A 20,762-nucleotide genomic window follows, 5' to 3' on the forward strand; every position below is an offset into this window, starting at 1 on the left:
GCGCAATATCTACGAGGGCTACTTGCCTTTTTTGCTTGTTTTCTTCTTGGGCAGCAAGGCGTCATGCAAGGCTACAAACTCCTGGGTGAGCTTGTGGGCAGGGTCCAGGTAGATCATGGGCTTGGACTGCTCGTGCGACTCGCGGATCCGCACCGAGGCACCCAAGTTCGGTTGCAGCACCGGCAAGCCCTCGGCAATCAGCTCTTGCACCATGCGCTGGGGCAGGTTGGCGCGGGGCTGGAACTGGTTGACCACAATGCCCTCCACCTCCAGCGCCTTGTTGTGGTCGGCCTTGATCTCTTGCACGTTTTCCAGCAGGGTGTAGAGCGCACGGCGCGAAAAGTCGTCGCAGTCAAACGGAATCAAGCAGCCTTGGGCTGCAATCAGCGCGCTGCGGGTGTAGAAGTTGAGCGCGGGCGGGGTGTCGATGTAGATCTGGTCGTAATCGGCCGCCAGCAGCTCCAGCGCGTCGCGCAGCTTGTATATTTTGTGGCGGCTCTCCAGCTTGCTGTGCAGCTCATCAAGCAGCGGGCTGGACGGCAGCACATCGAGGTGAGGCCACTGGGTTTCGCTGATGTAGTCGGTCACCGGCTTTTCGCGCACGGTGAACTTCAGGCTTTGCTCAAAAAAGTCGGCGACGTGGGGCAGATCGGGCGACATATCGGCGCCCAGCAGATAGCGGCTGGAGTTGCCCTGCGAGTCCAAGTCAATCACCAGCGTGCGCAAGCCTTGGGATGCGCTGATGGCCGCCAGGTTGCAGGTGATGGTGGACTTGCCGACGCCACCCTTCTGGTTGAAAACTACGTGCTGCATGACGAATTCCTTTGCTGAAGCCGGACCGGAGATGGGCATGGAGTCTATAGGGGCGCCATGACGGGCGGCTGACCCCTATCCCGCCCCGCCGGTGCAGGCAAAAACTGCGCCAAGCCTGGGCTATGCTCCCGACCCATGCCCGACACCATTGCTCCGCACTCTGACATGTCCACCACCACCGGCCCGACCACCAGCCCCGCCATCGTGCTCGCTGCCGGACGCGGTGAGCGCATGCGCCCGCTGACCGACACTAGCCCTAAGCCCCTGCTTCAGGTGCACGGCAAGCCGCTCATGCAACACCACCTCGAAGCGCTGGCGGCCGGTGGCTTTGCCTCAGCGCTCATCAACACCGCGTGGCTGGGCGAGCAGATTGAGGCAGCTTTTCAGAGTGTTTTAGCCCTCCAACCCAAGCAAAATATGCGCGAGCAGCTATCAAAAGGTGAGCAAAATGCTGCCAGTATCAGGCTGCATTACTCCCACGAAGGCCGCGACTTCGGCGGCGCGCTGGAGACAGCGGGCGGCATTGCCCGCGCCTTGCCGCAGTTGGACACGGTGTTCTGGTCCATGGCCGGCGACGTGTTTGCGCCGGACATGGTGTTCACCGCCAGCGCCCTGGAGCGCTTTGCGCGCAGCGGCATGCTGGCCCACCTGTGGCTGGTGCCCAACCCGGCGCACAACACCCGGGGCGACTTCGGGTTGGCAGATGTAGGGGCCGACGGCATAGGCCGCTGCGTGGACCCCTTGCCCGACAGCAACGCGCCCCGCTACACCTACAGCACCTTTGCGCTCTTCCACCGCGACCTGTTTGCCCAGCCTTGGTGCGACATCCCGGCCGGCAACCCGCACGGCATCAAAGCGCCGCTGGCCCCGCTCTTACGCAAGGCCATGCAGGGTGCACGGGTGAGCGCCGAGATTTACACTGGCCGCTGGACCGACGTCGGCACCCCCGAGCGCCTGGCAGAACTCAACGCACAGACACCATGACTCAGCCCTCCACCTCCGCACTCTCTGCAGACTACGCCGGCCGCCGTGCCCGCCTGGCCGCCCACATCGGCCCACATGGCGTGGCGGTGCTGCCCACGGCCCCCGAGCAGCAGCGCAACCGGGACAGCGACTTTTTGTTCCGGGCCGACAGCTACTTCCACTACCTGAGCGGCTTTGGCGAGCCCCAAGGCTGGCTGGTCATCCAAGGCGATGGCACGACCACCCTGTTTTGCCAGCCCAAAGACCTGGAGCGCGAAATCTGGGATGGCTACCGCTTGGGGCCGGACGCTGCGCCGGGCACCTTGGGTTTAGATGTCGCCTACTCCGTGGCCGAGCTGGACCAGCGCCTGCCTGCGCTGCTGGACGGCGCCGACGCCGTCTGGTACCCCTTTGCCACCCACAAAGGTCTGGAGACCCGCATCGACGGCTGGCTCAGCAGTCTGCGCGCCCGCGTGCGCTTTGGCACCCTGGTGCCTGAGCAGGTGCGCGACTTGTGCGGCCCGCTGGACGAGATGCGCCTCATCAAAGACGCCTATGAGCAAGACGTGATGCGCCACGCCGCGCAGATCAGCGCGCAAGCCCACATCCGTGCCATGCAGCTGTCTGCCCGCATGCTGCGTGAAGGCAAAGACGTGCGCGAATACCACCTGGACGCCGAGCTGCTGCACGAGTTCCGCCTGCAGGGCTCGCAATACCCCGCCTACAGCTCTATCGTGGCCGCCGGTGCCAACGCTTGCGTGCTGCACTACCGGGCCGACGCGGCCCCGGTGCGCAACGGCGAGCTGGTGCTGATTGACGCCGGTTGCGAGCTGGACGGCTACGCCAGCGACATCACCCGCACCTTCCCCGCCAACGGCACGTTCACCGGCCCGCAGCGCGCGCTCTACGACCTGGTGCTGGCTTCGCAAGTGGCCGCGATTGAGGCCACCAAAGCCGGTGCGCGCTTTACCGACCCGCACGACGCCACGGTGCGCGTGCTGGCGCAAGGCATGTTGGACCTGGGGCTCTTGAACAAAAACACCGTGGGTGGCCTGGACGATGTGATTGAGAAGCGCGCTTACTTCCAGTTCTACATGCACCGCACCGGCCACTGGCTGGGCATGGATGTGCATGACTGCGGCTCGTACACCGAGCCGTCTGAGCTGGGCACCAAGCATGTCCGCAAAGACGCGCTCACCGGCAATGAGATCGTAAACCGGCCCGCGCGCATTCTGCGCAGCGGCATGGTGCTGACCATTGAGCCCGGCATTTATGTGCGTCCTGCACCGGGGGTACCGGAGCAGTTCCACCACATCGGCATCCGCATTGAAGACGACGCTATCGTCACCGACACCGGCTGCGAGCTCATCAGCCGCGGCGTGCCGGTGGACGCGGGTGCGATTGAAGCCTTGATGCGTTAAGCGCTGCTGCGCTAGACACCCACCCAGAGGCCGATCAATCTTCGGCCGCGTCGTCTTCCGCGGCGGCTTGCTGGGCTGCGGCCCAGTGGCGCTTGGGCAGATGGCCTTGCAAGCGCTCGATCACCGTGTCGATAGCGATCTCGCTGACTTCGTGGCCCAGAAAGGGAATCACGTCGGCCGTCACATCCACACCCAAAGCGACCAGGTGCTCCGCCGCAGTCACGGTGTAGCCGTAGTGAATGACGCCATCGACCTTGCCATGCACCATGTGCAAGGTGGTGTGGGCATGGGGCGCGCGTGGCAGCTGGGCAAACCGGCCCGACAAGCCCACCACCCGACCGGCCAGCAGGCTGTCTTGCTGTGTGGCCTCCAGCGCCATGATGGCGCCTTGTGAAAAGCCCACCAGCCCGGTAGCCTCCGGCCCCACTTGCGCACGGGCTTGCCAGGCCTGCACCGCTTGCACAAATGCAGGCAAGGCCTCAGCGACCCGACCCGGCCGGTTTTCTTCGGTAATGTCGCGCACCGAAAACCACTGGAAGCCCTGACCCAAGTCAGAAGCCTGTGGTCCCTGCACACTGACCACCAAAGCATCTGGAAACTCGGCGGCCAAGCGCCGCCCCAGCGGTAGCAAACCTTGGGGCGTGGCGCCCACACCGTGGTGGAGCAGAAATAGTTGTTTGGCCGCGCCTGCGGGTTGTTGGATGACGATGTCAGTCATAGGGTCGCTCCTGCGAACAAATTCAAGGGTCACGATGAGGTGCAGGCTGCGCGCCCTGGTGTACCCAAGGTCACCCGGGTCAGCAACAGCGCAACGATAGCGGATCCGGCAATCCCCGCCACCATAGGCCGTGCGGTTCCGTCGGCCAGGGCGCCGGTGATTCCCATCACCACGGCACCTGTCACGAACTGCAGGGTGCCCATCAAGGCGGAGGCGGTGCCGGCGATTTCACCGTGCTCATCCAGCGCCAGCACGGCGGTGGTGGGCACGACCAGCCCCAAAAATCCGTAGCCTACAAACAGCATGCCCAGCATGACATCGAGCCGCTCCACACCGGCCAGGTTTACCAACAGCAACAGACCCATGGTGGCGGCATAGCCCACCACGGCAAACTTGACGAGCGCCACCAGCCCGAAGCGGGCACTGAGCTTGCCGGTGAACTGCGAAATGCCGATGAACGACGCTGCGTTGGCGGCGAAAGCCAGGCTGTATTGGCGTGGGGTCAGCCCGTAGTGGTCAATCAAGATGAAAAAGGAATTGGCGAGATAGGCAAAAAAGCTGGAGATGCCGAACGCCCCGATGAACACCAGCCCCAAGAAATGCCGGTCCCGCAACAACACGCCATACGCCGCTAGTGCGCTCCCTACGCTGCTGTTAACCCGGTCTTTGGCCGGGCGGGTTTCGGGCAGGCTGGTAGCCAGCAGGACCAGGCCCAGCACCGCAGCCACGGTCACCGCCCAGAATACGGCGCGCCAGCCCGCCGCTTCAATCAGGACGCTGCCGGCCAATGGCGCCAGGATGGGGGAGACACTGAACACCAGCATCAGCAAGGACATGAGCCGTGCCGCATCGTGACCGGTATGCAAGTCCCGCACGACGGCCCGGGGGATGACCATGCCCGCGCAGGCACCCAAGCCTTGGATGAAGCGCAGGACCACCAAGGTTTCAATATCCGGCGCCAAGGCGCAGCCCACGCTGCCGATGCCGAACAACACCAACCCGAAATACAGCGGTGGCTTGCGGCCCACCATGTCAGAAACCGGGCCATAAATGATCTGCCCGACGCCCAGAGAAATAAAGAAAGCCATCAGGCTGGCCTGGACCGCCCCCATCGATGCGCCGAGACTCTGGCCAATGGAGGGCAGGGCGGGAAGGTACATGTCGATGGCGAAGGGGCCGATGGCTGACAGCAAGCCAAGCACCAGTGCGGTGCCGAGGAAGGAAGTTTTCATAGGGGGGCGAGCATACCCTCGGGCCGTTACACGCGCCCGCACTGTGGTGTTTGCTGCAGCACACGCAATCGGAGCACACACCGCTCCATGTCTCAGGTATAACCCAAAGAACTTCAAGGAGATAGCGCATGAAAGGCATGGTCTTTACTGAGTTTCTTGAAATGGTCGAAGACAAGTTCTCTGCCGACATGGTGGACGACATCATCGATGACAGCCAACCGCCTAGCGGTGGCGCCTACACGGCAGTGGGCACCTATGACCACCAGGAGCTGGTCGGTATGGTGGTGGCCTTGTCCCAGCGTTCGGGGCTGCCAGTGCCGGCACTGGTGCATGCGTTTGGCACCCATTTATTCGGCCGGTTTCATGCGCTGTACCCCGGATTTTTTAACGGAATTCCGACCGCAATCGACTTCTTGTACGGCATTGAGTCCGTGATTCACACCGAGGTGCGCAAGCTTTACCCCGATGCTCAACTCCCCAGCTTTGACTGCGAGCGCCGGCCCGATGGCTTGGACATGGTGTACGCATCGCCCCGCCATTTCGGGGACTTGGCAGAGGGCTTGATCGGTGGGGCCATCAGCCATTTTGGCGATCCGGTGACACTCCAGCGCGTGAATCTTCCGGACGGCGCCATCCGGTTCGAGCTGCGCAACAAGGCCTAAGCGCATGGCCGATTCCGCGGGTTCAGCCGGCCCCGATGCCTCTGCCGACACGCTTAGGCGCGTGCAGGCCCGGCTTGACCGAGAAAAGTCTGCGCGCAAGCAGGCAGAGCAACTTCTAGAAGAAAAGAGCCTAGCCCTATATCAGGCGAATCAAGCCCTAGAACAGCGGGTCAGCGAACGCACCGCCGAGCTGCAAACGGCATTGGTCCAAGCGGAGGCTGCCAACGTAGCCAAGAGCCGCTTTCTGGCCATGATGAGCCATGAGATCCGCACCCCGCTCAATGGCGCACTCGGCCTCACGGAATTGCTCAAAAGTACGAGCCTGGATTCCGAACAGCGCCATTTTGTAGACAACATCCTCCTGGCAGGCAATGCCCTGCTGAGCCTGATCAACGACATCCTTGATTTTTCCAAGATCGAGGCCGACCAGATGGAGCTGGAGCGGATCAGCTTCAACCCCCGGCAGCTGGTGGAAGAGACGCTGGATATGTTCCGCCCCCAATCCAGTGCCAAACAGCTGCAGCTGCGCTTGCATATTGATGACCATGTGCCCCATGCGGCAACGGGCGACCCGAGCCGCTTGCGTCAGGTGTGGATGAATTTGGTGGGCAATGCGCTCAAATTCACCGATTCAGGGGGCGTCGAGGTCAGTCTCAACTGCACACCCGCAGGCCTTCGCTGCGCCGTCAAGGACAGTGGTATTGGGATGACGCCCGAGGTCCTGCAACAACTTTTCTCGCCTTTTAAGCAAGGCGATAGTTCGATTGCGCGCAAGTTCGGCGGAACCGGCTTGGGTTTGGTGATCTGTCGTGCGCTGGTCAAGCAGATGGGGACGGAGCTTGAAGTGGAGAGTCAACCGGGGCAGGGCACGGAGTTCAGCTTCGTTTTGTCGGCGCAGGCCTTGGGCTTGGATGCTCCGGAGTTCTGGACAGCGCCGGAACCGGTTGCACCGGCGCCCCAATTGGCAGCTACCGTTGAGCTACATGCTTTGCGCATCCTGCTGGTGGACGACCAGGCTATCAACCGCTTGCTGGCACGCAATCAGCTGCGTATTTTGGGCTGCCCCCCGCTGGAAGAAGCAGAGAACGGCGCAGTGGCTCTATTGAGGCTGCAAGAGCAGCCTTTTGATGTCGTACTCATGGACATGCAAATGCCTGAGGTGGATGGATTAAGTGCAACGCGGGCGCTGCGAGGCATGCCCCTGCACCGGCAACCGGTGGTGATTGCGATGACAGCCAATGCCTATCCGGAGGACCGTGCCGCTTGCAAGGAGGCGGGTATGGACTTCTTTCTGAGCAAACCGGTACAACTCGAGACGCTGCGCGAGACCTTGGGTAACGCAATGGAAATGCGCTCTGCGCAAGCTCCGGCCAACTGAGCTCGTTCTGGCGAGTCTGTCAGGCTCATAGTTTTTATGGATTGGATAGCCAAATTCGATTGGCTTAGGTAATTTTGATCCGCTACTATTCCCCACTGTGTGCTGAGATGCACTCCCTGCCATTGCGCAACCGACTATCCACGTGAGGAATGAGCGACATGACCCGTTTTGTCCGCAGTAATTTGCCAACCCTGCAAAAGACCGCCAGTTATTACCTGGTGCACATCAGTGTTGCCGCCATGGTGGCGTATGCCGTCACAGGCGATCTGTTGATATCCCTGACCCTGAGCCTGCTGGAGCCCACCGTTCAGGCCTTTGCTTTCTTTTTTCATGAAAAGGTCTGGGAGCGCATCAACGTTCGCCGGGCGGCTCGCGCCCTGGAAGGAGTGCCGGCATGAGCGGGGCAGCAGTCATCATCATCGGAGCCGGGGTGGCCGGTTGGACCACCGCACGGGAGTTCCGCAAACTCCAACCCGACACCGACGTGATCTTGGTCACTGCGGACAGTGGCGACTTTTATGCCAAGCCGACGCTTTCCAACGCCTATGCGCAAAAGCGTGCCCCGGCCCAGCTGGTCACCACCCCGGCGGCCAAAATGGCAGAGACACTGGCGCTCACGCTGGTGTCGCATACGCGGGTGCACAGCCTGGACACGGCCAAGCGCACCATCACCGTGCAAACCCCAAGCGGCTTGGAAACTCTGGAATACCAGCAGTTGGTGATAGCCACGGGCGCACACCCGATTCGTGTGGAGTTGGCAGGCGATGCGGCTGGAGCCGTGCGCTCGGTCAATTCGCTGGATGACTTTGCTGCGTTTCATGCGGCGCTGGGTATCGATGCCGGCGCCACGGGGAGCAGCCCGAACGAAACCGTGGTGGTGATGGGTGCGGGCCTGATCGGCTGCGAATTCGCCAATGACCTCGCTCAGGCGGGTGTCCATGTCCATGTGGTCGACCTTGCAGCCCGCCCCTTGGCGGCTCTGCTACCGGCTGCCGCCAGCGGGCTGCTGCAAGCGGCTCTCTCGGACCTCGGGGTGAAATGGCACTTTGGCACCTCTGTCAGCGCGGTGAACTACGGTGCTGACGGCCGCTTGTCCGTCACCCTGGCAGACGGTCAGCAGGTGGCCGCAGATTTGGTTCTGAGTGCTATCGGACTTCGCGCTGACACAGAGCTCGCGCGGGCGGCGGGCCTGGTTTGCGAGCGGGGCATCGTCGTCGGGGCGACGCTGGAAACTTCCGCCGCAGGCGTGTATGCCCTTGGCGATTGTGCGCAATACCAAAGCGCCGGTCAGCGCACCCTCCCCTACGTCATGCCGGTCATGACGGCTGCCAGAGCCTTAGCCGCCACGCTTGCCGGAACCCCAACGGAGCTGGTTTTCCCCTTGATGCCCGTGAGCGTGAAAACACCGGCCTTGCCGCTGGTGGTCGCCGCAGCCCATCCTGCCGTCATCGGTGAGTGGCACGACGAAGGGGGTGAAAATGCATGGCGTTTTGTCGACCAGGCAGGCGCGCAAAGAGGCTTCGTGCTCGCGGGGAAAAGCACTGCACGCCGTATGGAAATGAGCAAGCTGACCAGCCCTTAAGGCAACATAACCCCATACACCATTCGCATAAAGTTGACCTCCTTGCATGCAAGCTGTCTGTAAGCGAGGTCTACAATGCAAAGCCCATTAACGTGCTGCGGGACACGCGCCTTTGCTAGAGCCCCAGCCGCAGAGGAAGCCGAATGACAGACTTGATCCAGCCGCTCACGCCACATCCCCCTGTTTCCAATTCCGCTGAAAAGAAGGCTCAGTTGCGTCAGGCAGCCCTGGAATACCATGAGTTTCCAACCCCGGGCAAAGTCGCCATTGCAGCGACCAAACAACTGATCAACCAGCACGATCTGGCGCTGGCCTACTCTCCCGGCGTTGCAGCTCCCTGCGAAGAAATCGTCAAAGACCCCAACAACGCTTTCAAGTACACCAGCCGGGGCAACCTGGTGGCGGTGATTACCAACGGCACGGCCGTACTGGGTTTGGGCGACATCGGCCCACTGGCTTCCAAGCCAGTGATGGAAGGCAAGGGCGTCCTCTTCAAGAAGTTCGCCGGTATTGATGTGTTCGATATCGAGATCGACGAAAAAAATGACCTCGACAAACTGGTCGACATCATTGCTTCCTTGGAGCCCACTTTCGGCGGCATCAATCTGGAAGACATCAAGGCGCCAGACTGCTTTTACGTCGAGCGAAAGTTGCGCGAGCGGATGAAAATCCCGGTCTTCCACGACGATCAGCATGGCACCGCGATTTGCGTTGGCGCCGCCATTCTGAACGGCTTGAAGGTTGCCGGCAAAGACCCCAAATCCGTGAAGCTGGTGACCTCCGGCGCGGGTGCTGCCGCTTTGGCTTGCCTAGGCTTGTTGGTGAAACTGGGCATCCCCCGCGAAAACATCTACGTGACTGACTTAGCAGGCGTGGTGTACGAGGGCCGCACAGAGCTGATGGATGAAGACAAGATCCAGTTTGCGCAGAAAACTGACGCGCGCACTTTGCGTGAAGTCATCGCAGGTGCCGACATCTTCCTGGGCTTGTCCGCAGGCGGCGTGCTGAAAGCAGACATGGTGCAGTCCATGGCCGAGCGCCCGCTGATATTTGCGCTTGCCAACCCCACACCAGAAATTCTTCCCGAAGAAGTCAAAGCGGTACGGGACGACGCCATCATGGCCACCGGTCGCACGGACTATCCCAACCAAGTCAACAACGTTTTGTGCTTCCCCTATATCTTCCGCGGCGCGCTGGATGCGGGAGCCTCCACCATCACGCTCGAGATGGAAATCGCCGCAGTGCACGCGATTGCCGAATTGGCCCAGGCCGAGCAAAGCGAAGTGGTTGCCGCAGCCTATGTAGGCGAGCAGCTGGCATTCGGCCCTGAGTACCTGATTCCCAAGCCGTTTGACCCCCGCCTGATGATGAAAATCGCCCCTGCCGTGGCCCAAGCGGCGGCAGACAGTGGCGTGGCCTTGCGCCCGATTCAGGACATGGATGCGTATCGCGACAAACTGCAAAGTTTTGTCTACGCCTCCGGCACGACCATGAAACCCATTTTCAATGCCGCCAAGAAGGCATTGAAGAAGCGCGTGGCCTACGCCGAAGGCGAAGACGAGCGCGTCCTGCGTGCCGCACAGATCGTGGTGGACGAGCGCCTGGCCTTGCCGACGCTGATCGGTCGTCCCGCCGTGATCGCGGAGCGCATTGAAAAATTCGGTTTGCGCCTGAAAGAAAACGTGGACTACAACGTCGTCAATGTTGAACAGGACCACCGCTACCGCGACTTCTGGCAGACCTACCACCAGATGACCGAGCGCAAGGGCGTCACGGTGCAGATGGCCAAAATCGAAATGCGTCGCCGCTTGACGCTGATCGGCTCCATGCTGTTGCACAAGGGCGATGTGGATGGCTTGATCTGCGGCACCTGGGGCACTACCGCAACCCACCTGCAGTACATCGACCAGGTCATCGGGAAGCGCCATGGCGGCAGCCCCAGCACGCCACAGGATGTGCAGATCTATGCTTGCATGAATGGCCTGATGCTGCCCAATCGCCAGGTGTTCCTTGTCGATACCCATGTCAACTATGACCCGACAGCGGAAGAACTGTGCGAAATCACCGTGATGGCGGCAGAGGAAATGATGCGCTTCGGCTTCAAGCCCAAGGCTGCACTCCTGAGCCACTCCAACTTCGGCAGCAGTAACGAGCCGAGCGCGGTCAAGATGCGTCGCACCTTGGAGCTCTTGCGCGATCAGGCTCCATGGCTCGAGGTCGATGGCGAGATGCATGGCGATGTGGCGCTGGACGGCGCAGCCCGCAAGGCCCTGATGCCCAATAGCACCCTGCAAGGCGATGCCAACCTGCTGGTTCTGCCGAACATCGATGCGGCCAACATTGCCTACAACCTGCTGAAAACGGCCGCCGGCGGCAACATTGCCATCGGGCCCGTGTTGTTGGGAGCCGCCAAACCCGTGCATGTACTGACCGCCAGCACCACCGTACGGCGGATTGTGAATATGACAGCGTTGACCGTGGCAGACGCTAACGCCACGCGTTGAAAGTGAGGGGAAAACCCCTCGGACGACGTAAATTTTGTGTAAGGGCTTGCTTATTAATTGAGCAAGCCCTTGCTTTTTTGTGCCGATTCCGCGACACTAGCGGCTTAGTTTTTCGGGTTTACCCGCAGTAGTCGCAAAGGATTCTGGGTGCACAAGGGCGTCTTCAAGTTAGTACTCACTGGCTTGTTTTTATCGGTAGCGCTGACCTCTGGCCAAGTATCTGCCAAAGAGACGCCAGACTTCGCTGCTGACAGCATCGTCGCTCTCAGCAGCCTACCGCCCCAAGCGCGCACGACCTACCAACTGGTACTGCAAGGGGGCCCATTTCCCTACGACAAAGACGGAAGTGTTTTTGGTAACAGGGAGCGAATTCTCCCCCTGCAGACCCGTGGGTTTTACCGCGAATACACCGTGAAGACACCGGGCGCCTCGAATCGGGGTGCGCGAAGAATTGTGTGCGGAGGGCGTCAGGTCACTGCGCCCCAAGCTTGTTACTACACGGCCGATCACTATGCGAGTTTTCGCAAGATCGTGCCCTGAATCGAATTTTGTACTTTGAGAAAGAGAATCGGGGATGGACATGCCACTTCGAACTGTTAGAACGAATATCGTTCAGTCGATTCGCGCTTTTCGCGTTTCGGACTTACAAGAAGCCGCTCAGGGTCTGGGCCACCACTTTTTGTATGCCAATTTGGCCAATGCGCAAACCAAACAAGACGTTCTGGACATGATCGGTCAGCAGTTCATGCTCCCGACCACAGTGAGCAAGAACTTTGATTCGCTCTACGACAACCTGACCGACCCGGTTCACAAATCCGGCCCGCAGCCGGGTTTTGTGGCCGTGTTGGAGCACATTCCAGCCAATGTGAAATTTGACAAAGAAGCCCGCGAGCAGTTGCTGGATATCTTCCGGGACACCGCGGATTACTGGGGAGACCGGAAGATACCCTTCCGATGCTTCTATTCTTTTCTGTAGCCCGTTCTGCACACACCAGCCAAGCAGAACGGGCGAATGAGGCCAACAGCGACGCAGTAACCGAATCGGTGATTGCAGAGCCTGTGACCGATAGTGGCGAGAAAATGCCTACCGACAAATTGTTGGATGTATCGCCTTTGGCACTGCGCATGAGCAGCCCTTTTAATGCGGGCTACTGGCTATCAGCTGCCTGATATTCAGCCCAGCGACTTCAAAAAAGGCCTGTCAATGACAGGCCTTTTTTACGTCAGGTGCATCCACCTGACGACACAGTGACACACCCCTCAGTCGGGAAGTGCCTGAACCAAAGCAACGTATTCTTCGACCGGCACCTCTTGAGCTCGGCGCTGAACATCAAAGTCCCCGGCAAACCCCTTGCTCTCCAACCAGGCGCCCAAGGTATGACGCAGTAATTTGCGACGCTGGCTGAATGCTACCTGCACCATTTCCGAAAATAAGGGAACGTTCAGTACTGGCGGCTGCGCTAAAGGCACCATCCGCACCACGGCACTGTTTACGCGTGGTGGCGGATCAAAACACTCCGGGGGAACAAACAGGACATCCTCCATGGCGTAGCGCCACTGCAGCATCACGCTCAGGCGACTGAAGTCAGCGCAGTCCGGGGGCGACACCATACGGTCAATCACTTCTTTTTGCAGCATGAAATGCTGGTCTTCAATCCGGTCCACATGATCGAGCAGATGGAAAAGTATCGGCGTGGAGATGTTGTACGGCAGATTACCGACCACTCGCAGCTTGGGCGAACCCCCCTCTATGCCGGCCGCGGGAGTCGCAGCCGCTATTTCGATAGCGCTGAAATCGACATTCAGCACATCCGACTGGATGACCGTCAGCTGCGGATGGCTGCGCAAACGCTTGGCCAAGTCTCGGTCGAGCTCGATGACCGTCAAATGCCCCAAGCGCTCCACCAGCGGCTGAGTCAGCGCAGCGAGGCCGGGTCCGATCTCCACCATCGGCTGCCCGGGCAGGGGATGGATGGCTTGCACAATGGCTTCAATGATGCCGCCATCGGACAAAAAGTGCTGGCCGAAGCGCTTGCGGGCGAGGTGCTTCATAGCGGCGCCTCGCGCATTTCGACAAAAGCCCGGGCCCGGACGTCACGCGCCCACGCGGTGTAAGCCTCTTCATAGCGGCTTTGGCGCAATTGCTGGCGCACGGACTCGCGAATCTGCTGGGGGTTCAATTCAACACGGCGCCGGTCCGTCAACTGGATAAGGTGCACGCCGAAGCGGGACACCACCGGTGGGCTGATGGCACCTTCTTCTTGCAAGCGATTCATTGCTTCTTCGAACTCTGGCACAAACATGCCGGGAGACGCCCAACCGAGATCTCCACCTTGTTCCGCTGACGAGTCTTGCGATAGCTTGCGAGCCACGGCTGCGAATTCCGCTTTACCGGACACGAGTTGCTGACGCTCCGCCATCAACCGTGCAAAGGCCTGTTCTTGCGAAATCTGGGGGCCCGTGCGCAACAAAATATGGCGGGCCCGTGTTTGCACCACCGTCTGGATCAAACGGTCCGGCGCTTTGCGCTCCACCAATTTGAGAATGTGAAAACCAGAGGCAGTGCGAACCACGTCCGACACTCCGCCTGGCTGCAAATTCTGCGTGGCGGTCACAAACACGGGGGGCAGGCGATCACCGCGCCGCAAACCGATCTGTCCACCATTTCTGCGATCGCCAGCGGAAAATTCTTGCACCAGCGCGTTGAAGTCTTCCCCGTTGCGGGCACGCTGAACCAGCTTCTGGGCCTTCACAAAAAGTGCTGCCGATTCTTCGCCATTGGCTTTTTCCGGCAAGACTAAGAGAATTTGCGCGAGATTGATTTCCTGGGCAAACGGGTCTGTGCTGCTGGCTTGCTGCTCCTGAATGGCGCGGTCCACATCAACATCCGACACCCGGATGGACGAGTCCACTTCCCTTTCATGCAAACGTCGCAACATCAACTGGTCACGCAAACCATCGCGCAAGGTGGTTTTGGACAAGCCGTCTTTCGCGGCTTTCTGACGCAAGGCCTCGACGTCCATCCCGTTCTGGCTCGCCAGATTTTGTTCTGCACGATCGATGGCCGCCGCATCCACCCGGATACCTTGTTCCCGGGCCAGTTGCAGTTGCGCGCGATCGTTGATCATGCGCTCCAGCACAAGTCGTTGCAATTCTTCCGCCGGTGGGCTTGCCTGCCCCTGCTGTGCGAGTTGCTGCCCGACCCGACGGATTTCGGAGGACAACTCCTGGAATGTGATGGGCTCGGAATTCACCACGGCGACGATGTAGTCGGCCGCGCGGTTGGTCTGAGCAATCAACGCTGGAGTTACCGCCGTCAGCAGGCAAGCCATGGCGATGGCACGCACATGAGAAATCATGGTTTTCATTCGTAGTTACTAAAGCGGCTGTTGGAGCCGCCTGTTTCCCGCAAGTTCTGGTAGCGCGAAATATTCGACTTTAAGGTCTGGAGTGGGCTGACGCCCACACGGGTGAAGCCGACAAATTCCAGTTCGAATTTGATGCTGCTGGTTGAAGAGGTGGCGCTGGTCTGTACCCGCCCCACGACCACCCGCGCCAGCCAACAGCCCGCATCGTACTCGACACCCAACAAGGTATCGACCATGCGGTTTTCATTCAGGCTGTAGTTCAAACGGCCTACCCCGTAGTAACGGCCCTCACCCAAGCCGCCACCGGGGACAGCCGTGCGGCCGGAGTCACCCCAGAGATCATTCAGCGGCCATTGCCAGCTCACATCAATCTGCTCGCTGACTTCACGCTGGAAACGATAGGCCGCATTCAACACCCGGTAAGGCGACGGGGTGTAGCGAGCACCGACGGTGGATCGACTCGACTGGTCCGTCAGCGGGTTGTACTGCACGGTCGAGTCCAGCCCCCATTGTTTGGACAAATTGACGCCGGCACCCAACAAGATGTCGCTCCAGCCCGCCAGCGCCGGCGACGTGCTGGAATTCAAAGTGACGCGCTGGTCTTCAAAGCGGTAGCGCTGGGCGACACCAAAACGTGCCAACTGCTCGCCCGTCTGGGCATCCAGCAAGCGGGTTGTCAGGCCAAAGGTGGCGAGGTTGTTGTCTGAAATTTTGTCGTGCCCGACATACGCGTTTTCCGTAAAGATACTGGCGAAGTTGAAATCGCTCGCGGCCGTGTCGTAATTGGGCAGGTAGCTTTGGTTGCGGTAGGGTGTCCGCACATAAAACAGCCGCGGCTCCAAGGTCTGTGTCATGTCGCGCCCGCCCCATTCCGTGTCGCGCTCAAAGACCAGACCACTGTCAAGACTGAAGGTAGGCACCGTACTCTCCGCAGAGCGCGTGCCGTTGGAGAGTGCCGAATCAAACTGGTACACCGATGTATGCAGCTGAAGCTTGGGCGTGATGAAACCCTGCGGCGCAATGAACGGGCGACTGAGCTGCGCCAAGCCATACATGCGCTGGCTATTGGGCTGCTGGGTCAAGGCGCGGTCGGATTCAAATTGCGACAAGTCCCCCTGCACCGACCAGTCAAACCCTTGGTCATTGAGCTGACTCTTCAGCACATTCACCTGGGTCAGGTCATAAGGCGGCGTAATGACCGAAGTCGCAGACTGCAGGGTCTGCCAGCGCAAGGTGCGCCCCAACACGGTGTAGCCCGAGCGGTTCCAGGTTGCTTGCACATCATTGGCCAAGGTCCGCGAGGTTAAGGGGCCAATGCTGGTGAAGTCGCTCCAGTAGTTGTCATCGCTCACGCGATTCAGGTTCAGCGAATAGGCCACATTGCCCCAGTCCAGGCCGAGGTTGCCGGTTTGGTTCAGCGTTGCACCCCACCGGTCGGCACTGCGCAGCTTGTCGGCGGGCATGTAGTTGCCCCGCAGCACGCCGGAATAGGTGGGCTCCAGGTACCGGAACTCACCCGCTACGGTCACGCCCCGTGCGGTCATCACCGTGGGCGAGATCGTTGCATCCCGGTTGGGCGCGATGTTCCAGTAATAAGGAACGGTCACTTCGGTACCGTTGACGTCTCCCAACCCGATGGTGGGCGGCATAACGCCGGACCGGCGGGCGTCACTCAGCGGGAAACTAATCGCCGGCACCGGCAAGATAGGCACGTCCATGAAATGCAAATACGCCCCATGGGCAATACCGACATCTTCGCCCCGATCAAACTCAATGTCCGCCGCCCGCAGCACCCAATCAGGCACCCAGTCGGGGCCGGGCTTGCGCCGGCACGTGGTGTAAGTGGCGTTTTGCACCACGGTCCGGTTTTCGTCCAGAAAAACGGCCTTGGAGGCCTCCCCATGTGCGCCGTTCTGGAGAAACTGGTAGCGGGGGGCTTCAAACTCGCCTTCAAAAGCCTCCACTTTGAGCTCCAGGGCGGGCCCTTCGAACACATTCCCGTTGCGGTTGATCCGCACGTTACCCGTGGCACGTGCGAGGTCGTCCGGCGCGAAATACTCCAGGCGATCGGCCTTGATCACCGTGCCGGACTTACGCATTTCAGCGTTGCCTTGCACCACGGTCTCTAAATCGGGGCGTCCGCTCAGCGTGTCACCGATCAAGAAAGTCGGTGCCGACTCCAGTTGCGCCGGGTTCACGGCTTCTTGCAGACGGGGGGAAGCGCGGAGTTGCAACAGCTCACTTTGCGCGGCCTCCTGTGCGTGCACCGACATCTGGACGCATGCCAGCGCCACCAGGGCCACGAGGCGGGTCAAAGGCGGCCGGCAATCAGGCGCCCCGACGGGCAGAGCGCACATAGAAAAACGCATGGGCGAAAGGCAGAAACCACGTTATGAGGAGATGACACCAGAGCGCTGCACACAAGGCGCGGCGGCATGGCTTTGTAGAATGGATTATCCATGACCCTCAGCCCCCACACAGTGCCTACTGCCACCCCCGCTATGTCCGCCTCCGCCCCACAAGCTATTCTGTGGACCGATCCGCAGCGGCAGCAACGTTTTCAAGACTGGTTTGAACACCAGCGCGAAGGTTTCGCCTTGATCCCGGACACCTTGGGCCTGGCGTCCGCAGATGCAAGTTTCCGCCGTTACTTCCGGGTCGAAAGCAATCGCGGAAGTCTGGTCATCATGGATGCACCGCCCGACAAAGAGAATTGCAAGCCCTTCGTGGATATTGCTGCTTTGCTGAACCATGCAGGCCTGCGCGCGCCGAAGATTCTGGCCTGGGACGAGGCGAATGGCTTCATGCTCCTCAGCGACCTGGGCACCCGCACCATGATGCAAACCATCGACCCGGCACAACCACCTTTGGACTTGTACCTGAATGCGGTGGACACGCTGGTCCAGTGGCAACTGGCTTCCGCCCCGCAGGTGTTACCGCCATACGACGAGGCACTGCTACGCCGCGAGTTGGAGCTCTTCCCGGAGTGGTACATCGGAGCCCACCGCCAGGTCCCCATCGATGCCGCCATGCGCAAAACGCTGGACGACACCTTTGCGCTGTTAATTCAAAACAACCTGTCGTGGCCCAGTGTCTACGTGCACCGAGACTTCATGCCCCGCAACCTGATGGTGCCTGATGATGCCGCACTGCCCGGAAAGTCGGATCCGCGATATCTCGGTGTGCTGGATTTTCAAGACGCCGTCTATGGCCCCATTACCTACGATATTGCCAGCCTGATGCGCGATGCGTTCCTGACCTGGGAAGAAGACTTTTGCCTGGACGTGACCATCCGCTACTGGGAAAAGGCGCGCAAGGCAGGCCTTCCGGTCGGCGACGACTTTGGCGAGTTTTACCGGGGCGTGGAGTGGATGGGGCTGCAACGCCATCTCAAAATCGCCGGCATTTTTGCCCGCCTCACCCTGCGCGACGGCAAACCCAAATACCTGGCCGATACACCGCGCTTTATCGACTACATCCGCAGCACCTGCAGCCGCTACATCCAGCTCAAACCCTTGTTGCGCCTGGTCGAGAAGGTGGACGGCATTGAGGTGCCCAATGTCTTCGCATTCGGCCGTTCTTGATCAAATCGCACTCCAGCCCTCGTATTCATTGCGCAAGCAGCTCCTGAATTCATAGCACACCATGCCTCGCTTCTATTGCGCAACACCTCTGCTGAGTGACTCTGAACTCGATTTGCCCGCGGGCGCTGCCCGGCATGTGCAAGTGCTGCGCCTGCAGCCGGGGGACTCCATCACCCTGTTCGACGGACGCAGCCAGGACGAGTTCGACGCCACCGTCACCCGCATGGGGCGCAGCGACGTACAGGTCCGCGTCGGCGCAGCGCGCAGCGCCGCCCGTGAACCGGCGCGGCAAGTCCACTTGGCGGTCGGCATGCCGGCCAATGACCGTATGGACTGGTTGATTGAAAAAGCCACCGAGCTCGGGGTCGCCTCGATCCAGCCCCTGATGACCGAACGCAGTGTGCTCAAACTCAGTGGCGAGCGCGCCGAGAAAAAGGTAGCCCATTGGCAGAGCGTGGCGATTGCGGCTTGCGAGCAATGTGGCGGCAACCGGGTTCCCGAAGTGCGTGCGATGCAAACCCTCAGCCAGTGGCTGAAAAGCCCCCTTGCCGTCGAGGCCTCAAGCCAGCGCTTGCTATTGTCTTTGCGCCCGGGCAGCACGCCCGTTGCGCAGTGGGCTCCACCATCCGGCCCTGCCTGGTTTCTATCGGGGCCTGAAGGTGGTTTGAGCCACTCCGAAGAAGAGCTGGCTCTGCAGGCCGGCTTCTCGCCCGCCTCTCTCGGCCCCCGCGTACTGCGGGCCGAAACCGCTGCACTGGCAGCGCTCACCTTACTCACCCAACTATGAACCGCAGCCTTTGGCTACTCGCTCTGTGCCAAGGGCTGTTTCTCACCAACAACGTCACCTTCATCGCCATCAATGGCCTGGTCGGGCTCAGCATGGCGCCCTACGGGTGGATGGCTACCCTGCCCGTGATGGGCTATGTGGTCGGCGGCGCACTGGCCACCCCCTTGGTCGCAGCTACACAGTCACGCTTCGGGCGGCGCACCTCGTTCCAGATCGGTCTGGCCGTGGCGGTAGCGTCCGCATTGGCCGGGGCCTGGGCGGTTGCTAACCACCACTTCTGGGGATTGGTTGCTGCAACCGTGGTGGCCGGGTACTACAGCGCCAACGGGCAGCTGTACCGGTTTGCCGCTGCAGAGCTGGCCCTGCCAGCTTTCCGCGAAAAAGCGGTGTCGCTGGTGTTGGCGGGCGGCCTCATCGGCGCGATTGCAGGCCCCAATCTCGCGGCACGCACCCGCACGCTGATGGAAGTGCCCTTTACCGGCGCCTACCTGGTACTGGCCGCCGTAGCGCTGCTGGCCATGGTGCTGATGGCGTGGGTGCAGTTCCCGCCGCACCAGGCACCCGGGCCGCAATCCAGCGCGGGGCGCAGCCTGGGCGAAATAGCCCGCCAACCCGCATTTGTGGTGGCCTGCCTGAGCGCGGCCATGGGCTACGGCGTCATGAATCTGCTGATGGCCGCCACACCGCTGGCCATGCAGCAATGTGGCCTGAGTTTTGACGATGCCGCACTGGTGCTGGAGTGGCACGTGATCGGCATGTTTGCGCCGGGCTTCTTTACCGGCCACTTGATCAAGCGCTTTGGCACGCTGAGCATCATGGCTACCGGTGTGGCGTTGAACCTGCTGTGTGTGGCCATAGCGCTCAGTGGCCTGGAGCTGCAGCAGTTTGTGGTGTCACTGTTTCTGCTGGGTGTCGGCTGGAACTTCTTGTTTACCGGCAGCACCACGCTCGCACTCAGCGCCTACCGCCCCGAAGAAAAAGACCGCGCGCAAGCGGCCATCAACTTCTGTGTGTTTGCGGTCATGGCCCTGAGTTCATTGGCCTCGGGTGCGCTGGTCATTACACAGGGGTGGACGTGGCTCAACATCGGCTCCATTCCCCCGCTGATCCTGACCGCGGGCGGCCTGCTGTGGCTGCAACTTAAAGGCCGAGTAGCGCGTCCTTGAGCTTGAAGTCGGCCGGAACCGGGCCGACCCAGATTTTGAGCACCATGCTGAAAAACTCCGCATCGCCGATAGGGGCCCCTTGGGCCTGCCCCTGGATGTAGAAGGTAGTCCCTTTACCGGGCACGAACTCCATGGCAAAGGTGTCGCCGGCCGCAAGTTTGGCTTTGCCCGAGAAAATTTCAATCAAGCGGGTGCTGGAAGCGGCATGTTTTTGCACCAAATCAGCCGCTGAGTTGTTGGCCAGCCCCTTGATAAAGGCCATCCCAAGGTCGGTTCCGGGTAGCTCCCGCAAGGCCACAAAACTCAAGCGCTTAGGCCCCTGCATGGAAATCAGGGCCTCCGGCGTGTTCGCTTTGGTCGAGGTGTACAAGGCCATGTCGTAGACCTTGAAGATGGCACGGTAGCGGGTGCCTGCTCCATTCATTTGCAGAGGTACACCTTGCACCATCGACTTGGCCTCAAAGCTGCTGCTCATGGTGCCGGCCGCCGCCGCACCTTGGGGTGCCGCACTGAGCGCCGCCAGTACCAAGGCAGTAAAAATCGCTTGCTTCTTGTTGGATGGATTTGTGTGTGTAGTCATCCTT

The 20,762-nt window shown here is 60.6% G+C and carries 20 protein-coding genes; 13 read left to right on the forward strand and 7 right to left on the reverse strand.

What is annotated here, in order from left to right:
- Window positions 1-18: 18 nt before the first annotated feature.
- Window positions 19-813 (reverse strand): ParA family protein, encoded by a 795-nt coding sequence (locus QZW03_RS11870; RefSeq protein WP_296510215.1) that lies wholly within the window; start codon window positions 811-813, stop codon window positions 19-21.
- A gap of 165 nt (window positions 814-978) precedes the next feature.
- On the opposite strand from QZW03_RS11870, the gene QZW03_RS11875 reads away from it, so the two are divergent.
- Window positions 979-1,797, forward strand: coding sequence for a nucleotidyltransferase family protein (locus tag QZW03_RS11875; RefSeq protein ID WP_296510216.1), 819 nt, complete (start codon window positions 979-981; stop codon window positions 1,795-1,797).
- On the forward strand, window positions 1,794-3,197 hold the full coding sequence (locus tag QZW03_RS11880) for an aminopeptidase P N-terminal domain-containing protein (protein WP_296510217.1): 1,404 nt from the start codon (window positions 1,794-1,796) through the stop codon (window positions 3,195-3,197). Before QZW03_RS11875 ends, QZW03_RS11880 begins: the two co-directional genes overlap by 4 nt.
- Window positions 3,198-3,231: 34 nt before the next feature.
- Here QZW03_RS11880 and ypfH read toward each other — a convergent pair whose 3' ends face one another.
- Window positions 3,232-3,915, reverse strand: coding sequence for an esterase (gene ypfH / locus QZW03_RS11885; RefSeq protein ID WP_296510218.1), 684 nt, complete (start codon window positions 3,913-3,915; stop codon window positions 3,232-3,234).
- Window positions 3,916-3,944: 29 nt separating this feature from the next.
- Window positions 3,945-5,147 (reverse strand): multidrug effflux MFS transporter, encoded by a 1,203-nt coding sequence (locus QZW03_RS11890; protein WP_296510219.1) that lies wholly within the window; start codon window positions 5,145-5,147, stop codon window positions 3,945-3,947.
- Between the two features lie 128 nt (window positions 5,148-5,275).
- On the opposite strand from QZW03_RS11890, the gene QZW03_RS11895 reads away from it, so the two are divergent.
- The 8 genes from QZW03_RS11895 (at window position 5,276) to QZW03_RS11930 (ending at window position 12,443) form a co-directional block, all read left to right on the forward strand.
- Entirely contained in the window at window positions 5,276-5,809 is a 534-nt protein-coding gene (locus QZW03_RS11895) for a heme NO-binding domain-containing protein (RefSeq protein ID WP_296510220.1), read from the forward strand.
- Between the two features lie 4 nt (window positions 5,810-5,813).
- Complete coding sequence (locus QZW03_RS11900; protein WP_296510221.1) at window positions 5,814-7,187, forward strand: ATP-binding protein; 1,374 nt, start codon at window positions 5,814-5,816, stop codon at window positions 7,185-7,187.
- Window positions 7,188-7,345: 158 nt separating this feature from the next.
- Window positions 7,346-7,585, forward strand: a complete 240-nt coding sequence (locus tag QZW03_RS11905) for a DUF2061 domain-containing protein (protein ID WP_296510222.1) — start codon at window positions 7,346-7,348, stop codon at window positions 7,583-7,585.
- Window positions 7,582-8,769, forward strand: coding sequence for an FAD-dependent oxidoreductase (locus QZW03_RS11910; RefSeq protein ID WP_296510223.1), 1,188 nt, complete (start codon window positions 7,582-7,584; stop codon window positions 8,767-8,769). Before QZW03_RS11905 ends, QZW03_RS11910 begins: the two co-directional genes overlap by 4 nt.
- A gap of 143 nt (window positions 8,770-8,912) precedes the next feature.
- Window positions 8,913-11,273, forward strand: a complete 2,361-nt coding sequence (locus QZW03_RS11915) for an NADP-dependent malic enzyme (protein WP_296510224.1) — start codon at window positions 8,913-8,915, stop codon at window positions 11,271-11,273.
- A gap of 201 nt (window positions 11,274-11,474) precedes the next feature.
- Window positions 11,475-11,813 (forward strand): ribonuclease domain-containing protein, encoded by a 339-nt coding sequence (locus QZW03_RS11920; protein WP_296510261.1) that lies wholly within the window; start codon window positions 11,475-11,477, stop codon window positions 11,811-11,813.
- A gap of 34 nt (window positions 11,814-11,847) precedes the next feature.
- On the forward strand, window positions 11,848-12,249 hold the full coding sequence (locus tag QZW03_RS11925) for a barstar family protein (RefSeq protein ID WP_296510225.1): 402 nt from the start codon (window positions 11,848-11,850) through the stop codon (window positions 12,247-12,249).
- Window positions 12,228-12,443 carry a hypothetical protein gene (locus QZW03_RS11930; RefSeq protein WP_296510226.1) on the forward strand — a complete coding sequence of 72 codons (216 nt, stop codon included), beginning with the start codon at window positions 12,228-12,230 and terminating at the stop codon, window positions 12,441-12,443. Before QZW03_RS11925 ends, QZW03_RS11930 begins: the two co-directional genes overlap by 22 nt.
- Window positions 12,444-12,533: 90 nt before the next feature.
- Here QZW03_RS11930 and rsmA read toward each other — a convergent pair whose 3' ends face one another.
- The 3 genes from rsmA to QZW03_RS11945 are packed head-to-tail and all read right to left on the reverse strand — an operon-like array spanning window position 12,534 to window position 16,998.
- A complete protein-coding gene (gene rsmA / locus QZW03_RS11935) occupies window positions 12,534-13,325 on the reverse strand; it encodes a 16S rRNA (adenine(1518)-N(6)/adenine(1519)-N(6))-dimethyltransferase RsmA (protein WP_296510227.1) in 792 nt (263 codons plus the stop codon).
- Window positions 13,322-14,641, reverse strand: coding sequence for a peptidylprolyl isomerase (locus QZW03_RS11940; RefSeq protein WP_296510228.1), 1,320 nt, complete (start codon window positions 14,639-14,641; stop codon window positions 13,322-13,324). The genes rsmA and QZW03_RS11940 overlap by 4 nt, the downstream gene beginning before the upstream one ends.
- A complete protein-coding gene (locus QZW03_RS11945) occupies window positions 14,638-16,998 on the reverse strand; it encodes an LPS-assembly protein LptD (protein ID WP_296510229.1) in 2,361 nt (786 codons plus the stop codon). Before QZW03_RS11945 ends, QZW03_RS11940 begins: the two co-directional genes overlap by 4 nt.
- Before the next feature lie 102 nt (window positions 16,999-17,100).
- On the opposite strand from QZW03_RS11945, the gene QZW03_RS11950 reads away from it, so the two are divergent.
- The 3 genes from QZW03_RS11950 (at window position 17,101) to QZW03_RS11960 (ending at window position 20,178) form a co-directional block, all read left to right on the forward strand.
- Window positions 17,101-18,225 carry a phosphotransferase gene (locus QZW03_RS11950; RefSeq protein ID WP_296510230.1) on the forward strand — a complete coding sequence of 375 codons (1,125 nt, stop codon included), beginning with the start codon at window positions 17,101-17,103 and terminating at the stop codon, window positions 18,223-18,225.
- A 61-nt stretch (window positions 18,226-18,286) separates the two neighbouring features.
- Window positions 18,287-19,012, forward strand: coding sequence for a 16S rRNA (uracil(1498)-N(3))-methyltransferase (locus QZW03_RS11955; RefSeq protein WP_296510231.1), 726 nt, complete (start codon window positions 18,287-18,289; stop codon window positions 19,010-19,012).
- Window positions 19,009-20,178, forward strand: coding sequence for an MFS transporter (locus QZW03_RS11960; protein ID WP_296510232.1), 1,170 nt, complete (start codon window positions 19,009-19,011; stop codon window positions 20,176-20,178). The genes QZW03_RS11955 and QZW03_RS11960 overlap by 4 nt, the downstream gene beginning before the upstream one ends.
- On the opposite strand, the gene QZW03_RS11965 is transcribed toward QZW03_RS11960, so the two are convergent.
- The gene (locus QZW03_RS11965; protein ID WP_296510233.1) at window positions 20,153-20,758 is read right to left on the reverse strand and encodes a chalcone isomerase family protein; all 606 of its coding nucleotides are present in this window, start codon (window positions 20,756-20,758) and stop codon (window positions 20,153-20,155) included. The two genes, QZW03_RS11960 and QZW03_RS11965, sit on opposite strands and share 26 nt — an antisense overlap.
- Window positions 20,759-20,762: the final 4 nt, after the last annotated feature.

This window comes from Rhodoferax sp. (genome assembly GCF_013297935.1).
Classification (GTDB): domain Bacteria; phylum Pseudomonadota; class Gammaproteobacteria; order Burkholderiales; family Burkholderiaceae_C; genus Allorhodoferax.